We start from the raw sequence: 17,061 nt of genomic DNA, 5'->3' as shown, positions 1-17,061 counted from the left end.
TCCTTAAAAAGCTCACCGGTCAAAAGGTTACAATTTCGTCATCTTAAACAATAGTTCTATTGTGACCACTTCACTTTTCAAAATCAAGGGTCAAGAAATACCATTTTAAACCACGGTATATTTTGAGGTGGGTACGGGGAAACAACTTTTGGGGCAAAAAGACGGAAAGCCCGCGTATCCACGCGGGCTTTCCGTCACTGTATTTGAATGTCCTCGCACTACTCCGCCACCTGCGCCAAAAGCCGCTGCACATAATCGGTATAGTAGCGATTCCCATTACGGGTATCGAATTTCCCGGCGGCGGTCAGGGCCCGTTCCGCGTAGATCTCCGACAGCAGGGATACGTCGCGGGCTGCCGCGGGATCGGTAATATGTCCAGGCAGCCGGATATCAAATTTCACCTGCTCGCGGGCCAGCCGCCTAAACAAGACCGCCGCCGCACCGTCAAAACCCAGGCGAAAAAGCGGGTTCTCATGGTTAACGGATAACGGAGCAAACGCCTCATAAACCTCGAGCCCTCTGAAAGGATCGGCCTGGCTCAAATAGGCGATCTGCTGACCCGCCGCGAATAGAAAATCGCGGTTTCCCTTGATCAGGCGGTAGCTTTTTCTCTCCAGGTCGGCTGCCTCTTGCCGCTTCCCGGTTCGGTACAGCGGAAGCAGCAGCTTGGGGTACGTAAGATGCGGCACTTCGGCGCAGGATAATCTGCCGCTCAAGATCTTTTGAGCTTCCTTTAAAGTTCGATCATCGTCCCCCGTCCAATAATAGAATTCGACCAGCATATCCTGCTCACAGGCTTGACAGTTGCTAAGCGAATCCCGGTCGGCCGGCCTCCACTGATCCATCCATTGTTTGGCCTGTTCCAGTTCTCCCGTCGATAAAGCCAAACTGAACCGGTAGTAATGATACGTCCTTTCCGAGTAACCGGCCTTCTTGGAGCGGAGGCGGAAATCCTCCAGCAGGTTTTCGATTTGGGCCAGCGGGATATCCGGAAACGACGGAAGATCATGGAGAATCCATTTATACGACCACAGCAAATCATGCAGGTCATGCTCGAATCGCTCGGGATGCTTATCGTGTTGGCCCAGTTGCCACGAAAAAGCAACCAATGCTTTGAGCGGATACCCGTTAAAAGAGGCCGTGTTCACCAGCATACCGCGCGCTTCATAACCTTGGTCGATATCGCCCGCCGTATCGGCCACCCTGATCGCCTGCTCCAGCAGTTCGATTTTGGCCGCCGAATCGGGCATCCCCATGGCTTCGTCCATTAAATCCTCAAAATCCAGCTCCATGCTCATGGTGTTTCCCCTCCCTTTCCATAGGCCGATAGACCCAAATCGATAAAGCGCAAAATACCTTCGTTCAGCACCTTCATTTCCTTTCGGTTCAGCGGATAATGCCCCATCATAAGCGCATTGACATACAGCATCTCGACCGCGGCAACCAGGATGGCGCGATTTCCGGAACCGAAAACCCGGGCTACGACTTCATTGTCCAGGTTCAAATACAAAGTGGAATAGAGCTGATCCTCATAGGCGGAGCTTAAGCTGCCCAGTATCGATGACAGCTCCGTCGTGCTCACCTCTTCGGCAGCGACAAGGTTCCGCAGATCGGACGATTCCTTCGATAAAGTGAACAAGGAAGGAAGCGTCGACGGTTTAAACCGCTTCAACTGCACCCGGCAGCGAAACCGCTGCAGCGCCGCATCCCCATCCCGGGTCAGCTCGTAATACTGTCTCCGTTCTTCCGCCGTAAGGTCGATAAAAGAGAAGGATACATCTTCCGGCAGCAAACGCTCGATTTTTTTATGCGGGTATAAATACGGCAAACCGGCAAGCAGCCCGGCATCATAAACATATCCCCCGTTGATGACCGGCAAGCTCTGCGCGGAAGCTACATGCATGATCTGCCTGTACTCATCGAGCGTGATCGTATAGTAAAGCTCATCGTTCTCATCCAGCAGTTCGCCCAAATCGCGGCGGCCATAACTGCTTTCAAAGGGCAGCCAGCGGTGTATCATTCGGAAGAACGCTTCGTCCTCCACCGCCAAAGCCTTCATGGACAGCGCGTGCAGTTGAATGATTCCTTTCAGCCGTTCCGGGTCCAGGTCGGCCAGGGTCATCAGTTCCCGGCGCAGCGATTCGCCGAGCTCGGAACGAACCGTCTCCAGCTTCTCGTTTTCATAGAAGTGCTCCCGCGAAGCCGTCGGCTGAAGCTCATCCGTCCAGATGATGCACTTGACGAAAAAGGCCCAATCCGGAACGATATTCTCCGCCGATTCGGAAACCAGCATATACTTCAGGTATACACGATGCGACCGCTTAGCGCTTAGGTTGACGGCATAAGGCAAAATATAAGCGATTCCGCAGGTCCGCCCGGAGGAGGAGGTCAGCGGTATAAAATCGCGAACCGATTCTCCAAGCAGCTGTTCACCGAACTTCAGCACTTCCTCCCTACTACCCCGCGCAAGCGCCAGGTTGTTCATCCAATCCGGATGCGGCATGTTGATCGTCTTACAGGAGCCCTCCGCCTCAAATAGAATCGGATACGGAAGCAATGAGCCGTAATCGCTAAGCCAGGCTTCCACATTGGCCGGGTCGAAGTACAGCTCGCTGCCCGGCTTGCATCTTAAATAGACTTTGGTGCCGCAGGACAACTCGCTCTCCAATTTGCGTATGCTGTATGTACCGTCCGGCTTTCCCCGCCATTCCAGCGAAGGGCCTCCTTTGGCCGACCGGGTCAGAAGCACGATTTCCTCGCTGACCATAAAGCAGGACAACAAGCCGATTCCGAAGCGGCCGATAAACGAAGTTTCCCCTACAAGCTTTCCGTCTTTCCGCTTGGACGATTGGCCGATCATCGCCAGAAACTCGTGAATATCCTCCTCGGTAAGGCCGATCCCGTTGTCTTCCATGGCCAGAGTGGCGCCGCTGCCGGTCCCGATGATCTCGACTCTGACCCGGCCTTGATGGGATGCCTCCCGCTCCCGCATGGCGGTAATCGCGTCGACCGCGTTCTGCAGCAATTCCCGTAAGAAAACCTTGGAACTGCTGTACAGGTGATTGGACAAAATATGAATCATTCCGCTAAGATCGACTTGAAAGCGAAAATCTTCCTGGGCATGCCGATTCATGAAACTCCCTCCTTTTTTAATAGACTACCTACCTCATTAATTTACCATATTTTGCACCCGGAGGCAGGAGGACGTGGCGGTTCGCGGTTTTCGGTACCTGCTGTTCCGCCGCATAGAACATGAAATGATCCGTTATCGGCAAAATCATAGAATGGAGGAGCGTATGCTATTTATATTATTGATGGCGGGAGCCATCGTAAATGGCGCCCTGTGTGCCGTAGGAGGTGCCATTTTATTTATGGGAGTGGTGTTCTATCTGATCGGACTTCCTCAATTCAAGCGCTCCGAGAAAACCAAGGTTCGCGACGGGATCAGAGAATCGCTTCCCATCTTTTTTACCTTACTGATGATCCTCTTCTACATGGTGATTACCTACTGGTGCGCACGCACCGGAGGAACTCTGGCGTTCCACTCCGTTCCTTCCGCGGACGATTTGAGTCAGGCGAAGAAACTCGTTCTATTGGGGATCGGGCAAGGCCTATTCTCGCTGATCACCTTCAAATGGATCCTGCCCGGTGCCATCGGCGAACTGAAGCTGGACCGGAAACATAAATGGGGGATTGCGGCCGGGGTGATCGTCACGATGGCGGGCGGCGGCGCAGCCTGGCTTACGGCGGTTTAATCACAGTACGGCCTCCCTGTTTCGCCGAGCCGCTCTCTTCCCGGGCTGAGCTGACCTATCGTAGCCACGGTGCAGCCGGACGCGAATTAGGGGGCTATTACCTTGTTTTTTTCGTATAATGGATGAAAAACCCAAACCTACCGAAAGCAGCAGGTGACGACTTGTGATCTATTTATGCGCATGCGAAGAGCCCGAATTGGGAACCTATTATTTTGAAACCGATCAGGACGGTGTCGCCCTGAGACAAATCGTGATCGAAGAGGACGGCAGCCGGGTCACCTCCCATCGGAAGCATGAGCTGTATCACTTCATGTTGGCCGAGCATCCGATCGATCTTTCCGACCCTTCCTATGAGAGAATCCCCAAAGCCCGGTTTGAAGAGCTGTGGTCCGAGGTTTTGCTCGCAACCATGGAGGAATGGCGGCAAATCAAACAAGCTTTACCGATCGGCCAAAAAGTGGCGGGGAGCATTGAAGCCTTTTTTCCGCAGGGCACTTTGGTCGATTTGTTTGAACACCGGGCGGTCGGATTAGCGGATACGGCATTTCTAAAACAACATTCTCCCCGGGAATGGATGTACCCGGGCTACAAGCTTACGGCCAGCGTGAAAGGCTATGACGAGATCAATCAATGGGTATTGCTTGATCAAACTCGCATGCTGGACGGGGAACGTCGTGTCGTTGAACGATAGCCTGTTTTTCGATAGGCGCCGTTTACCCCAGCCTTACTTTCGTTTTATGGCTAATGGCCACCATGCTCGCCTCGGGCCGGATTGCAACCTTGTTGAATATCACCCAACGTGAGTAGGACCACTGATCGGGGTCATATTTTTGGATCAAGGCTCCCGTCGTGTAATTAATCACCTGAACGGCAGGCATATCATAGATCCACATCTCTTCGTGCTGCTCGCTGACGTAAATTTCCTCCACATCATGCAGGCCTTGGTCGAGCAGCACTTCCATCCCTTCCGAACCGTTCCGATACCGGAGGAGGCGAGAGGGGGTATTATGACGATATTGTGCAAAAATAACGCGGTCTCGCGAATCCCAACAGAGTGCGCTGCAAACGGATTTCTCCGGCATCGGGATGTCCTCCGTGCGAAAGGCATCGGTCTCGGCCAGATGAACGATCCGAACGGTCTGGCGTGACGCATACGCTAACTTTTTACTGTCCCGACTAAAAGCTACCGTCTGCGTCATGCCTACCCGGGACGGCAACCCTAGCCAGACGAAATCCATGTTCTCGTACACAGCCAGACGCGTGCTCATCTCCCACAACTTGATGCCCTGGCCGAAGCACCCCGCAGCCAGCCATCGTTCGTCGGAGCTCATTTGGACCGCCGCAATTTTATATCCCTCGGGAAAAGTATGCTGCAGCACAACTTCACCGCTTGCGAACTCCACGCAATAAAAGGTTCGGTAGGGCTCGGGGATGCCAAAACCGTCATCGCCTTGAGGATCATAGCTGGCCGCGGTCGGTACCATGATCAAATAACGGCCGGTCTCGCTGAATGTTACGTAAGTATACTCCTCATAATACGCGTTCCGCTCCAGTTGCTCCCAATCCAGTCCGGGATAAGCGTATTCCGTAAGGGGTTCCTTTTTTGCAAGATCATAGACCTTCACGATTCCTACGCCCAATCCTACCGCGAGATACCGGGAATCCGGGCTAAACGCCAGGCCGGCTTCGCCCGCCTTTTCGCCTTGAAACAGAGGCCGGCTGTCCGAAAATGAACACACTTCATTTCCGTCAGTCGTACGCAGCACCTTTAGCTCGCCGTCCTTGTACATGACCGCCAAAAGAGAGGCATCCGGGTTCAAACTGACCTGCACGACCCATTCCTCGTAATCCCCCAGCTCGATAAAAGCCCGATGCCGGGCTCTCAAGCTCTTATAGTCCAGCCGTTTGCGCGCCTGGATGTTATGGCGGAGTTCATCGATCGGGCCGGCAAAAAACGCAGCTTCTTCCTCGGAAATTTCCGAAAGCTTCCGCTCGGCATCCACCACGTTGTAATCCAGGTAGTCCGCCAGCGCCACGAAGTATTGGATCCTGGAGGTCCAAAAAGGCGGCAGTTTTCCAAACTCGAGCGATTCGCCGAAACTCCGCAGGCAAACCTCTGTTTCTCGCTCTTTTGTAAATAAGAAGGCCATGTCCTGCAGCATATTCCTCATATGCACGGCCTCCCCCAATTCCTCTGGATTCGCCTCGGCCGCGATCCGGTAAAGCTCCTCAAATCGCCGGGCGGCCTTCGCGGCCTTCACGGACTCGCCAAGCAGAACCGCAGCCTCCGCAAAAAAATACAAGGCGTGCAGAAGTTCGATCCCCTTGGGCAATGATGGGCCATCTCCTCCTAAGCCCATTTCTAGCAGTTGCGGCTCCCATAACGCGATCGTGTCCGCATATCTGCCTGAGCGATTCGATTCCATCGCTTCTTCCAACAACTGCTCCATTTGACTCTAAACCTCCTGTTAGTTTTGCAAAAAAAGCGGCGGCTACCGCGTGCCCTCAGGGTTACCGACAATCCGGTTCGGACTGATGCAGATGGTCCGCATCGCGCGGTGACCTTGCAGCAAATTGACCACGCGGGGTTCTTGCGAGTCAGGCCGCACGGGACGTCGGACCGCGCTGGGGCCCTTGCGAGAGTCGGACCGCGCTGGGGCCCTTGCGAGAGTCGGACCGCGCTGGGGCCCTTGCGAGAGTCGGACCGCGCTGGGGCCCTTGCGAGAGTCGGAGCCTCAAAGCGGCTCTATTCGAGGTCCAGGCTGTTCGGCGGGCCGCCCGGCAACTGCTCGGCGGGCCGCCCGGCAGTTGTGACGGCCCTCGGCAGGGATTGGCCGACCTCGGCTGGTTCCAGCAGAGGGCTAACGGAAATAATAGCCGCTATTTCGTGTTTTTTGGGCCTTTTGGATTTCTAACGGAAATAGTAGCGCCTATTTCGGCTCATCCAGGCCCAAAACCCCTCTTTTTCCCAAAATAGCGGCTATTGCGTCCGTTAGAATTCTCAATAGGCCGATTTGGGCGAAATAGCCGCTATGGCTTCCGTTAGACGCTCGGACCGGTCCGTGGCTGCATACTGTTTCCGCAGCCACGACGACCCTCGGCGGGGATTGGCAGGGATTGGCCGACCTCGGCTGGTTCCAGCAGAGGGCTAACGGAAATAATAGCCGCTATTTCGTGATTTTTGGGCCTTTTGGATTTCTAACGGAAATAGTAGCGCCTATTTCGGCTCACCCAGGCCCAAAACCCCTCTTTTTCCCAAAATAGCGGCTATTGCGTCCGTTAGAATTCTCAATAGGCCGATTTGGACGAAATAGCCGCTATGGCTTCCATTAGACGCTCGGACCGGGCGTGGCTACATACTGTTTCCGTAGCCACGGCGACCCTCGCCGGGGATTGGCAGGGATTGGCCCACCTCGGCAGATCCCTGCCGAGGGCTAACGGAAATAATAGCCGCTATTTTGTAATTTTTGGGCCTTTTGGATTTCTAACGGAAATAGTAGCGCCTATTTCGGCTCACCCAGGCCCAAAACCCCTCTTTTTGCCAAAATAGCGGCTATTGCGTCCGTTAGAATTCTCAATAGGCCGATTTGGACGAAATAGCCGCTATGGCTTCCGTTAGACGCTCAGCCCGGTCCGTGGCCGTGAGTCGTGACCCCACCGCCACCCTCCGTGTCCCGCCGTGACCCACCATGCCCCGCCGTAACTCACTGTGACCCCTCCGTCACCCGCCATGCCCCCACCATACCACGCCGTAACTCACTGTGACCCCTCCGTCACCCGCCATGCCCCCACCATACCACGCCGTAACTCGCTGTGACCCCTCCGTCACCCGCCATGCCCCCACCATACCACGCCGTAACTCACTGTGACCCCTCCGTCACCCGGCCATGCCCCCACCATACCCGCCGTGATCCACCGTGACCTCACTGTGACCCGCCGCGTCCCCACCATAACCCGGCATTGCGGCTGGATGGGATTGTTGAAACGGCCTCAGGGCCTGGTTCTCTTATAGTAACCGTAGGCTTGCTTTATAGGAATCTGAAGCAGGGCGGCGATTTCCTGGATCCCGTTCCCTTGCGCAAGCAGATTCCGAACCTGCCCGATCAAATCTTCCTCGTAAGTCTCGGCTGCATCATAGGCGGGGGCCAGCATCATTTTCCATATCTCGACGTCGGCATATTCATCTTCAGCCACGATTTCAGCTACGAGTTTGTCCAGTTCGGATCGGGTGACCGGAATCGGTAGTTTCCGGTTATCCTCCTGTCCCTGTTTCTGTCCCTGTCCCTTTTTTTCAGCTATCCATCGATTCACTTTCTCCAGGGCTTTTTGTAATTGTCCGATCGAGCCTGCGATATAGCTGCCCGCTCCCCACTCTCCCATACCATGCATCAGGTAGGAAACGGGCTGCCTCGCTTCGCCGAGATCCACAATGATCGGGTCGCCGACCAATGGCGTATAGCCGATGACCACCCATTCCGGCTGCCAGGCCCCTTCTTCGCGGGAAGCCAAGGATCGGCCTTCAGGATCGATAGCGTAGCCGACTTGGGCCCGCTCCAGCTCATCTGGCGCATGAAACGCCATATCAAGCCAATCTTCAGCCTGTTCCCATTCCCTCTTAAGCAGTTCCAAAGCTCCCTCTAATTCGCTGTTCAAAGGCATTTCTTCACCCTCTCTCTATCATCTCTCTATCATCTCTCTATCATCCCTCAATCATCTCTCTACCATCCCTCAATTATCTCCCTACCATCCCTCTATCATCCCTCTATTATCTCTCTATCATCCCTCTATTATCTCTCTATTATCTCTCTATCATCTCTCTATCATCTCTCTATTATCTCTTTATCATCTCTCCACCATCGCCTATCTGATTTTCTGAAATTCGACTAGCCACATCATTAATATTGGCGATAATTGGATTCTACGAACGAATCAACCATTTGGCAAGTAAAGGCGGGCCGTGGGCCGCGAGAATCATTGAAGCCCCCTTCGGCCACAGGATATACTAGTGGTTAGTATTGGCAGACCCTATTTGCCGGGATGGAGGAGGTTAACATGATCACACAGCGACGCGCGGAGTGGAACAATACGAGCAGGCCGGAAAAAGAACGCTTCATGCGCGAGTTGGAAGGAAGTCTGCCGGAGGGCTTTTCCTTTCGGGGAATCGAACGGTTTGAGCGCTATGGACAATGCCTGGAAACGGGTGTTTTTACATATAAGGGGAGCGAATTTCTCTGGGTTCCGGGCGATGAGGTAACGCTCGGCTGGAGCACCGATCAATGGCCGGGCGATATGGACCAGGCCACCCTGGACGATCTGCTGACGGGACTGAAGGCGATGGGGCTGGACGCGTCGGAGGCGGCCCGGGTGCTGCAGGAGCAGATGTCCCCGCCGCGTAAGGCCGTGATCGGTGCGATGCTGGTGGAACGGTCTCCGCGCTCCACCGGGTGGACCCAGGTAACCGAACCGGAGCTGGATCCCGAATTGCACGCGGAGATCCGGCAGCAGCTGCCTCTTTTCAATGAGTCCACCTCCTTAAGTTATGAAGTGTATGAGTCCTACCGGCTGGAACGCGATGGGGAGCGGATTCGGATCCATCTATTTGACTACACCGCGGACTTTGCGGAATGGTCCGCTAGCCATTTGGAAAAGCCCTTCAGTATCCTGACGGAAGACGAATGGGAGTACCTCTATGGCGGCGGAAGCCGCACCCTGTTCCCCTGGGGCGACAGCTTCGACTATACGATGAAGGTCGGTCATTTCGGCGAACTGGATCGGCCCGAAATGACCGTATTTAATTTGGAAGAGGGGGACGAAAAACGGCCCTATGACCTCGAGCTTCCCAACGGCTTCGGTCTATGCTTCCTCGGCGATCCTTACCGCGTTGAGCTGGTCGTCTCGCCGGAAGGCGTCGCATCCGGCAAAGGCGGGGACGGGGGCTGCAACATTTGCGGCGGGATGGGGATTTTCTGGGGGTACCTTCCGGTTGCGACCTATTATCGGGACCTGAAGGAGAACGAACTGGATTGGGTGGATCGGCTGGATTACTTGCATTTTCGCCGAATCCTGCGCCTGCAAAGATGAATCCTTTGGACCTGCTGGTTTAATTCCCCAATTGATATAATAGGATAATTACACCAATTATCGGGGGATATCATGGACCAAACGCTTATAGAACAATTGAACCGATGGCATGAGGAAGACGAGCAGCAGCAAATCGTCGACACCCTCTCGGCGATTCCCGAAGAAGATCGGGATTATGAAGCCGTAGGCCGCTTGGGCAGAGCCTATAACAATCTGGGACTCTACGAGGAGGCCCTCGCTCACCTCGGCACCATCGCCGAAGCGGGAGAGCGGGATGCGGTGTGGCACTACCGGGTAGGCTACGCCCTATTCCATTTGCAAAGATATCATGAAGCGGCGGAGGCCTTCGCCACCGCGAACCGGCTTGAACCCGGTGATCCGGATTTCGAATATTTCCTGCAAATGAGCCGGGGAAGAGCGGAAAAGCAGCTCAGACAGGAGCGGCGCCTTGCCGCCAAACGGGAGGCCGCCTTGCAATCCGGAGGTTCAACAGCCGAGAACCACACTCCTTTCGCTGGGATGTCGCTCGCCGACTTTTGGGAAGATAGCGACTACGCCAGAAAGGAATACGTTTCCGCGCCGCCAACCGATGAAATGATCGCCTCGGTCGAGGAAGAGCTGGGATACAACCTGCCCGCATCCTATATCGCGCTGATGAAGCAGCAAAACGGCGGAATTCCGAAGAATACCTGCTTTCCGATGGAGGAAGCGACTTCCTGGGCCGAAGATCATATCGCCATTTCGGGCATTCTGGGCATCGGCCGGGAAAAAAGCTATTCCCTCTGCGGTGACTTGGGCAGCCGGTTTATGATCGAGGAATGGGAATACCCCGATATCGGCGTGGTGATCTGCGACTGCCCTTCGGCAGGCCATGATCTGGTCATGCTGGATTACCGGGCCTGCGGGCCGGATGGCGAACCGGAAGTCATTCATGTCGATCAGGAGGGCGACTACGAGATTACCTTCGTCGCCGACAATTTCGAGGCGTTTATCAGAGGGCTCGTGCATAGTTCGGAATACGATACCTCCGACGAAGATAAGATAACAGATCTGCACAACGTAGCTCACGGCGGATTCTCTCCCTTACTCGCGGAACTGTGTGCCAACGTCACGGAGCTCGATCAGATCGATCAAAAAATCCGCCGCATCTGCACGCAAATCGTCGAAGAAAAAGGTCATTTTTCCTTTCATGCGGATGAACGGTCGTACCTGATGTATGATGTGCAGTTCTGGCTTTACACCAAGTCCTACCCGGATACGGATCGCCAGCGCTACCTGGACATTTACCCCAACATCATCGCCTTCGGCGCGGGGGAATTCAGCCAGGGCGGCTACGGGCCCGGATGGATCTCCGGCTGGCTGGACCTCCGCTTGAAGGAAGGGCGGATCGTCAAGGAGCACGGGCGAATCCGGTTTACGGATCAGGCCGCGGCCGAATTGATCGGACGATTGAAGGAAGCCTGATTCATCCGGCCAGCAGGCTGGCAGGCTGACATGTCAGGATGACCGGCCCTCCGCCACCGAGTGGCATAAGCAAAAGCCCGCGCAAATGGCGCGGGCTCTTTTTCGCTCAAATCTGAAGTTTGAGCTTACTTCAACAATGTCAACATTTGGAGCGCCACCAGCTGTTCCAGGCCTTCCTTCAGCGGAGGCTGCGCTTTCCGGGCCGCTGCGGCCAATTTTTTGACGCTCCCGAAAATCCGGCACAGTACCAGCTCGCGTTCATGTATCTCTTTCCCCTTCAACACCTGGACAAGCGCTTCGGCGAGCTCCGGAGTGTCGATGACGGCATTTTTCACCGGCCTGCCCTCGTCATTGCCCCCCAGCAAAATCGCAACGAATACCGGCATATGCTCTGCACGTAATCCATGCGCCTCTATAAACACTTCCGCATAGCTGTCCTGTACCATTTGATGCTCCGTATCCACCAGCTCCATATAGCGGCGGACTAACGGGAAATAAGATTCGCTGTACAAGCCCAGGCCCATAACGGCGTAGGTGCCCGGCATGACCGATTTTTCGCCCGATTCCACATCCTCGTACCACGCAAACTCCTCCATCGCGATGTCGGCATATTCCGCCAGCTTAGGGAAGAGAGCCGGATAACTGAGCGCGTTGGCAAAAAACTGGTGCAGTTTGGACTTCGCCAGCTTTTTCAGCGGCAGGAAATGCTTTTGGCTGCTTTTCAGTTTCAATTGATAGCCTTTGGGAAATCCCTGACGCAATAGGCCGATGATATAGTCCAAAGCTTCTTCATAAGCCGACGCTTCTTCGGTAAGGATCCGAATTTCGATCGTCCGCGTCACATCGTTGTTCTTGCCCTCCACCCGCTCTCCACGATAGATGCTGGCAAACTTTCCGCTGCCCGTTTTCAAATAATCGGCGGCCCGCTGCGAGCCGAGTTGGACCGCCAGCTCCAGATAGTCCTGACGGTTATCCGGCTCGGTGAGCCCGACCTGCAGGGCGGCATACAGGAAGAAGTCCAGTTCACCGCCGTCAACCGCTTGTAGATCCTGCCCCGTCTTCAAAGTCCAGTAGTTTCCATAGTCACGGGTACGATCAAAATACCGCGGCAAAAAATATTCCTGCGCCCATCGGTTAAAGGCAGCGGTATAGTGCCGGATCCATTCGGCGTGGCGGCTCGGGTCGGTACGCAGCTTCGCGGAGAGCCGGCGGACCAGCGGGTCGATCTCTTTCTCCTCCTGCCGCATCAGCTCCGGATCGACCAGATGATCGGCGAAGAAGAACAGGTCTTTCTCTCCCGGCATGTCCCCGGGCGACTCGGAAACAACCCGCGTTTGAATAAAATGCTCCAGCGTTTTGCGGAGTTCCGTCCGCTTGGCTTCATTTATCAGTCGGCGGTTCAGCGAAATGGTGGACGTCTCCCGTTCAAATTCAAACACGACTTGAAACCGGAAATCAAAGAAGGACGGACCGAACTTCTCCGAACGAAACAGCTGGTCCACCCGATCGCACAGGGCGGGGAAAAATTCCTCCGTCAATTGCTCGTCGGTCAACTCCGCGATGTAAGGACCCGCTTCGATTTTATAAGAACTATCGCTCCAGGAGAACGGCTCATAGATATCGATATGAATTTTCCCCGCTTCCCAGGTGAATTTCCCCTTTCTCCAGGCCACCTGCAGATAATCCATAATTCCCGCCTGCAGGCTGCTTCGGTGCTCCAGTTCGCCGATTTGCGTGTTTTCCTTGGCGTAAATCGTCATGACCTCCTGCCAAACCTCATTAAGAAAAGCTTCAACCGCCTGATTCATGTTGGCCTGTCCTCCCGATCATAGATTTGATAAGAGTATAAATAGAATGACGTTAATGCTGCACTTCCTGAACTTCCTACACTTCTCCGTCTAATTGTAACCGTTGTCTTAAGCTTAAGGCCAACTCCCGCCAACGCTCGCCTTCCGGGTTCCTTGCAAGTTCCGATTCGTCTTTCTCCAGCCAGTAGTCCCCGTCCAGCAGCTCGTACATGTCGAACAGCGTAATCTCCGGTATGGACGGGTTGGCGAATGCGCAGAGCATCGGTTCCGGGCCGTCGTCTCAGTTGTACCCGTTCACGACCGCATGAAGCAGAACCGGGGAGTCCAGACGCCGGATTTTGTCGCACATGTCTTTGCCGGATTCTTCATACAAAATATCGTCCACGACCTCTTGTTCCTGCGGTGTCAATGTGAGGCGGACCGCTCCGGCGGTCCCGAGCAGCATGTCGGCGATTTCCTTGTTGCCGCGGGCCGCGTTCCAGGCGGTCGCCAGGATGCCCCCCGGGGAATTCAGCTTCGCACCGGCCTCAAGCAGCTTGCGGATCGCTTCCTTTTGCTTGAATTTGACCGCTTTTTTGAGCGCCGTATCCCCCAGCCTGTCTTCCGCTTCCAGATCCGCTCCCGCATTCAGCAGCACTTCGATCGCCTCGACCGGCATACGATGCGTCAGAAACAGCATAAGCGGGGTTCTGCCCCGGTCGTCCCGCTCGTTTACGTCCAGCTCGGCTGCGGCGTTTCGAACCGTTTCCAAGTCTTTCGTCCGGCTGACCTCGTTCCAATTCATAGACTCAGACTCCCTCCATATTTTGATAGACTCGACTCGAACTCGTAAGCGATAATTCGTCAGGTTAAATATTCCAACCATTTAGCCGATAAACAAAGAGTGGCAGCCATTCTCAACTAAAGGAGGTGTTTTCCATATGAAACTTGAACCTATATCCCTATTCAGGTCGAATGCTTCCACGCCATCCGCTCCCTCGTCCAAATTGGATCAGCTTATGCAGATCTCCCAAAACAGCGCATCAGCGGCGGAGAAACGAAAGATGGCCCGAATGATGCAAATGCAGATGGAGCAGGAATCGGTAGGAACCCTATTCGCCCATATCCCTGAAATTAAAGGGAAAGCGGAGAAGCCGTCCAAGGAGGACGCGGAGAACGGAGATAAAGTATCGAATGAGCATGGAGATACGGTACAGATTTCCGATACGGCCAAACAGCAGTTCGAGACTAGCCGCTCCGAAAGCGGCGGGTCGGCTCCCGAACCGGCCGCTACATCCTCACCCGCCACCTGACGCGGCGATTGACGGTGTGCAGAGGCTGTCCTATAAGGGACAGCCCTCTTTTGACAAGGCCGTTTTTTTCCGGCAGGAAAGCAAGCTGATTACCCCATGTACCAGTACCCCTTCAGACATCATAGCAGGAGAAAAATCGTATTTAACCCGCGGAGATCAAGGACCTAGCGCACCTTCCAATACTTCTTCCAACTCCAAAAAGATGCAAATCTGCAGGTATTTCCATCCAGTCCCTGAGGGAATTCGAAAAAAGATGCAAATCTGCAAGCTTTTCTGGCAATTTTAGAGATACGAGCCGATTCCGTCGAAAAATCCTGCAGAATCGCAGCAATTTTGAATTTTTTGTTCCAAACAGAAAAAAAACATGCACATATGCAGGAATTCTATGACTATCAAAGGTTTTCTTCATATGGACACTAGATTGGAGCAGCTGTTAAGGCTGGCTTTGCAATCATACCAGGTATCTTTTTATTCGCTGTTCAAACAGCGTAACATAATGAAATTTACGAGGATACTTGTCTTCACGCAGCACATCGAGCAGCACCGACTGTCCCTCCGAATAGCATACCGCGTACTCGCACTCGTCATATAATAGCCGCGACAACCTTTGAACCTCCTCTATATTTTCCTTGGTCCGCCATCCAAAACGAATCATATCCAACTGGTCCAGCGGATCACGGTAAGTGTCCAAAACGACGCAACTGCCCGGCTGTTCTTTCCTGCCGAATACCAGCACATCCCCCGTGTTCACCGGATGATCAAAATAACGCTCATAAATGGCCTCTATAGGCACGCGGATGCTGAGCGTATCCATCACCGCCTGAAAATTCGGATGAGGGATATACTCGTCGCGCTGCTCGTCCGGATAAAATACCAAATCGGAAATCGAGGCCATGATCGAAAAATCAATATACATAGAGTAACCTCCTTCATTTTGGAGGGAAGATCCCCATTAGGTCCGGCTGACAAACCTCAGGCCAGCACCGCCAACCTCCAGCTAGCCCGACCGCGAAGCGCGCACGCTGAGCGACCGCTTCCTAACATACTTTCAGCTTTGCTGATACACGCTCGCGGTCAGCCTGTCCTCTGGACATACGAACATGTATACCAGCGACAACAGGATATTTTCCGCGATCCCCCTATCTCCGTCCCCGCCCCCGTTCATAAGCTCCATTGCATATTCCAGCAACCGTCCGGCAGGGAATACGTTCGGTCATGATGATTCCACCTCCAATATTTAACGCCCTCTCCCTCTCAGATAAGGATCCAAAATAGTTCTGAGCATTCCTCTCACTTGCAGCAAAGATGCGGGTACCTTCCGCTCCATCTCTTCCATGGTGGCAAATCCGAACTCCTCCAGACGACGGCGCACATTCGAACGGACATAATCCCGGTCCGTCCGATGCTGCCGGAGCAGCCGTTCGTACGACTCGAGCAGCGCGGGATCGGGCACGTCCGACAATGCCTGAACGGCGATGAGCTGCACACGGACTTCCGGATCTTCGAGCGCCGTCATGAAATCGGACAGGTGCTCAGCCTTCCTTGTGGACTTCCCGGCCCGATGGACGGCCTGTACACGAAATGCCTTGTCCGGATGACGAAAAAAAGGCAGCATCCATGGCAGCACGTCCATACCGGCATCATCCAAAACGTACGTCATGAAGCGAAATGCCTCCGCATTCGTTTCCTGCGGCAGCAAACGGATGATATCCTCTGTAAAGCACCGCTCTCCCGGGGGCATATACCACTTGATAAACTGTAGAGCGAGCAGGCGGCCTTCGGCATCCGTCCCGTTCAGCTTTTGGCGGATCAGCGGTTCCGCCCGGCCGAACCTGGTTTTGGCCAGCACCTGCAGCGCCCGGCGGGCTGCTTCCCCCGAGCTCTCCCGGCATAGCTTCTCTAGGAACAAAGCCGTTTCTTCGGTGATCTCCGGCAGTTTGAGCATGCCTTCCAACGCCTCCAGCCTGACCGCTTCTTCCGTCGCCGCGGCATACAGGTCCATCAGCAATCGATCATCTCCGCCCCGGCGCATGCCGAACCAGGAATCGTCGTAACCGGCGATCGTCTCGTCGAGCCAGCGCTCATACCAATCCAGGAAATTGGCTTCATATGTAAAAAAAGACCGGTGGCTGTCCAGATCCAAATAAACCACCTTTCCCCGGTATTCGCCCGTTATGACCAGCATCGTTTCATAGCTGCATCCCTGTTCGCCGATATTCAGCAGACTTTGAACCTGTCGGGCGACCCACTCGTCATACTCCTCATCGCTCATCGTGTCGGGATCGGGATCGGGAGCGTGGGTTCCTCCGCCCGCGATGTCAGGACTCGTCTTAGGACGCAGGGTCGCAGGCTGGTTTATACGATCCAGTTCAATAGATTGCTTGGTCCCCAGCGGATGAATCCCGTAGTAAGGGCCCGCCCCGCCGTTCCCGATTTCCGTCAGAAAAGCGGCATAGGCTTCGGGCAGCACGATCCCGTGCGTTTGCTCAAAGCGCCGCAGCTCAACGGAACTCAACGGTTCATTAATCCTATACCGATGCGACTTGGCGCCGAATACTCGATATTCCGAATCCGCTTGAGCGGCCAGCACGAGTTTGCGGCAAATCCGATCCAATTGATTGTTCAAACGAGGTACCTCCTTCTAGCCAAAAAAACTATGGT

Annotated in this window: 14 protein-coding genes and 1 pseudogene; 5 read left to right on the top strand and 10 right to left on the bottom strand. The window is 54.4% G+C overall.

Annotated features, from left to right (window positions below; all coding sequences use genetic code 11):
* Window positions 1-218: 218 nt before the first annotated feature.
* Together FRY98_RS22025 and FRY98_RS22020 are read right to left on the bottom strand one after the other, a co-directional pair.
* Window positions 219-1,298 carry a hypothetical protein gene (locus FRY98_RS22025; RefSeq protein WP_148456179.1) on the bottom strand — a complete coding sequence of 360 codons (1,080 nt, stop codon included), beginning with the start codon at window positions 1,296-1,298 and terminating at the stop codon, window positions 219-221.
* A complete protein-coding gene (locus FRY98_RS22020; protein ID WP_148456176.1) occupies window positions 1,295-3,133 on the bottom strand; it encodes an HSP90 family protein in 1,839 nt (612 codons plus the stop codon). The genes FRY98_RS22025 and FRY98_RS22020 overlap by 4 nt, the downstream gene beginning before the upstream one ends.
* A 73-nt stretch (window positions 3,134-3,206) precedes the next feature.
* Between FRY98_RS22020 and FRY98_RS22015 the strand changes: the two genes are divergently transcribed.
* The gene (locus FRY98_RS22015; protein ID WP_148456173.1) at window positions 3,207-3,755 is read left to right on the top strand and encodes a hypothetical protein; all 549 of its coding nucleotides are present in this window, start codon (window positions 3,207-3,209) and stop codon (window positions 3,753-3,755) included.
* Window positions 3,756-3,918: 163 nt separating this feature from the next.
* On the top strand, window positions 3,919-4,446 hold the full coding sequence (locus tag FRY98_RS22010) for a hypothetical protein (protein ID WP_148456169.1): 528 nt from the start codon (window positions 3,919-3,921) through the stop codon (window positions 4,444-4,446).
* Window positions 4,447-4,468: 22 nt separating this feature from the next.
* On the opposite strand, the gene FRY98_RS22005 is transcribed toward FRY98_RS22010, so the two are convergent.
* Both FRY98_RS22005 and FRY98_RS22000 read right to left on the bottom strand, forming a co-directional pair.
* Entirely contained in the window at window positions 4,469-6,205 is a 1,737-nt protein-coding gene (locus tag FRY98_RS22005) for a WD40 repeat domain-containing protein (RefSeq protein WP_148456166.1), read from the bottom strand.
* Window positions 6,206-7,745: 1,540 nt separating this feature from the next.
* Complete coding sequence (locus FRY98_RS22000) at window positions 7,746-8,414, bottom strand: hypothetical protein (RefSeq protein ID WP_148456163.1); 669 nt, start codon at window positions 8,412-8,414, stop codon at window positions 7,746-7,748.
* A gap of 393 nt (window positions 8,415-8,807) precedes the next feature.
* On the opposite strand from FRY98_RS22000, the gene FRY98_RS21995 reads away from it, so the two are divergent.
* Complete coding sequence (locus tag FRY98_RS21995) at window positions 8,808-9,836, top strand: hypothetical protein (RefSeq protein ID WP_148456160.1); 1,029 nt, start codon at window positions 8,808-8,810, stop codon at window positions 9,834-9,836.
* 72 nt (window positions 9,837-9,908) lie between these two features.
* The gene (locus FRY98_RS21990; RefSeq protein WP_148456157.1) at window positions 9,909-11,300 is read left to right on the top strand and encodes an SMI1/KNR4 family protein; all 1,392 of its coding nucleotides are present in this window, start codon (window positions 9,909-9,911) and stop codon (window positions 11,298-11,300) included.
* 125 nt (window positions 11,301-11,425) lie between these two features.
* Here the strand turns inward: FRY98_RS21990 and FRY98_RS21985 are convergent, their stop codons facing one another.
* From FRY98_RS21985 to FRY98_RS21980, 3 genes and pseudogenes are all read right to left on the bottom strand, one after another.
* Window positions 11,426-13,108, bottom strand: a complete 1,683-nt coding sequence (locus FRY98_RS21985; protein ID WP_148456155.1) for a DUF6138 family protein — start codon at window positions 13,106-13,108, stop codon at window positions 11,426-11,428.
* A gap of 76 nt (window positions 13,109-13,184) precedes the next feature.
* A pseudogene (locus tag FRY98_RS29340) lies at window positions 13,185-13,376 on the bottom strand (DUF4274 domain-containing protein); the annotation flags it as partial.
* 12 nt (window positions 13,377-13,388) lie between these two features.
* The gene (locus tag FRY98_RS21980) at window positions 13,389-13,892 is read right to left on the bottom strand and encodes an ankyrin repeat domain-containing protein (RefSeq protein ID WP_338114621.1); all 504 of its coding nucleotides are present in this window, start codon (window positions 13,890-13,892) and stop codon (window positions 13,389-13,391) included.
* Between the two features lie 136 nt (window positions 13,893-14,028).
* On the opposite strand from FRY98_RS21980, the gene FRY98_RS21975 reads away from it, so the two are divergent.
* Window positions 14,029-14,400 carry a hypothetical protein gene (locus FRY98_RS21975; protein ID WP_148456153.1) on the top strand — a complete coding sequence of 124 codons (372 nt, stop codon included), beginning with the start codon at window positions 14,029-14,031 and terminating at the stop codon, window positions 14,398-14,400.
* A 451-nt stretch (window positions 14,401-14,851) separates the two neighbouring features.
* Here the strand turns inward: FRY98_RS21975 and FRY98_RS21970 are convergent, their stop codons facing one another.
* From FRY98_RS21970 to FRY98_RS21965, 3 genes are all read right to left on the bottom strand, one after another.
* On the bottom strand, window positions 14,852-15,316 hold the full coding sequence (locus FRY98_RS21970) for a hypothetical protein (protein ID WP_148456150.1): 465 nt from the start codon (window positions 15,314-15,316) through the stop codon (window positions 14,852-14,854).
* Window positions 15,317-15,448: 132 nt separating this feature from the next.
* Window positions 15,449-15,574: a hypothetical protein gene (locus FRY98_RS29230; protein WP_276508721.1), complete on the bottom strand. Its 126-nt coding sequence runs from the start codon at window positions 15,572-15,574 to the stop codon at window positions 15,449-15,451.
* Window positions 15,575-15,637: 63 nt separating this feature from the next.
* Window positions 15,638-17,026, bottom strand: coding sequence for an SMI1/KNR4 family protein (locus tag FRY98_RS21965; protein WP_148456147.1), 1,389 nt, complete (start codon window positions 17,024-17,026; stop codon window positions 15,638-15,640).
* Window positions 17,027-17,061 lie beyond the last annotated feature (35 nt).

It is taken from the genome of Paenibacillus faecis, assembly GCF_008084145.1.
GTDB lineage: Bacteria > Bacillota > Bacilli > Paenibacillales > Paenibacillaceae > Fontibacillus > Fontibacillus faecis.
This window is presented reverse-complemented; position numbering and strand designations above follow the sequence as displayed.

Excerpts from the sequence above, each read along its gene's own strand:
- FRY98_RS22025 (WP_148456179.1), bottom strand. The coding sequence starts at position 1,298 with ATGAGCATGGAGCTGGATTTTGAGGATTTAATGGACGAAGCCATGGGG.
- FRY98_RS22020 (WP_148456176.1), bottom strand. The coding sequence starts at position 3,133 with ATGAATCGGCATGCCCAGGAAGATTTTCGCTTTCAAGTCGATCTTAGC.
- FRY98_RS22005 (WP_148456166.1), bottom strand. The coding sequence starts at position 6,205 with ATGGAGCAGTTGTTGGAAGAAGCGATGGAATCGAATCGCTCAGGCAGA.
- FRY98_RS22000 (WP_148456163.1), bottom strand. The coding sequence starts at position 8,414 with ATGCCTTTGAACAGCGAATTAGAGGGAGCTTTGGAACTGCTTAAGAGG.
- FRY98_RS21995 (WP_148456160.1), top strand. The coding sequence starts at position 8,808 with ATGATCACACAGCGACGCGCGGAGTGGAACAATACGAGCAGGCCGGAA.
- FRY98_RS21990 (WP_148456157.1), top strand. The coding sequence starts at position 9,909 with ATGGACCAAACGCTTATAGAACAATTGAACCGATGGCATGAGGAAGAC.
- FRY98_RS21985 (WP_148456155.1), bottom strand. The coding sequence starts at position 13,108 with ATGAATCAGGCGGTTGAAGCTTTTCTTAATGAGGTTTGGCAGGAGGTC.
- FRY98_RS21980 (WP_338114621.1), bottom strand. The coding sequence starts at position 13,892 with ATGAATTGGAACGAGGTCAGCCGGACGAAAGACTTGGAAACGGTTCGA.
- FRY98_RS21975 (WP_148456153.1), top strand. The coding sequence starts at position 14,029 with ATGAAACTTGAACCTATATCCCTATTCAGGTCGAATGCTTCCACGCCA.
- FRY98_RS21970 (WP_148456150.1), bottom strand. The coding sequence starts at position 15,316 with ATGTATATTGATTTTTCGATCATGGCCTCGATTTCCGATTTGGTATTT.
- FRY98_RS29230 (WP_276508721.1), bottom strand. The coding sequence starts at position 15,574 with ATGGAGCTTATGAACGGGGGCGGGGACGGAGATAGGGGGATCGCGGAA.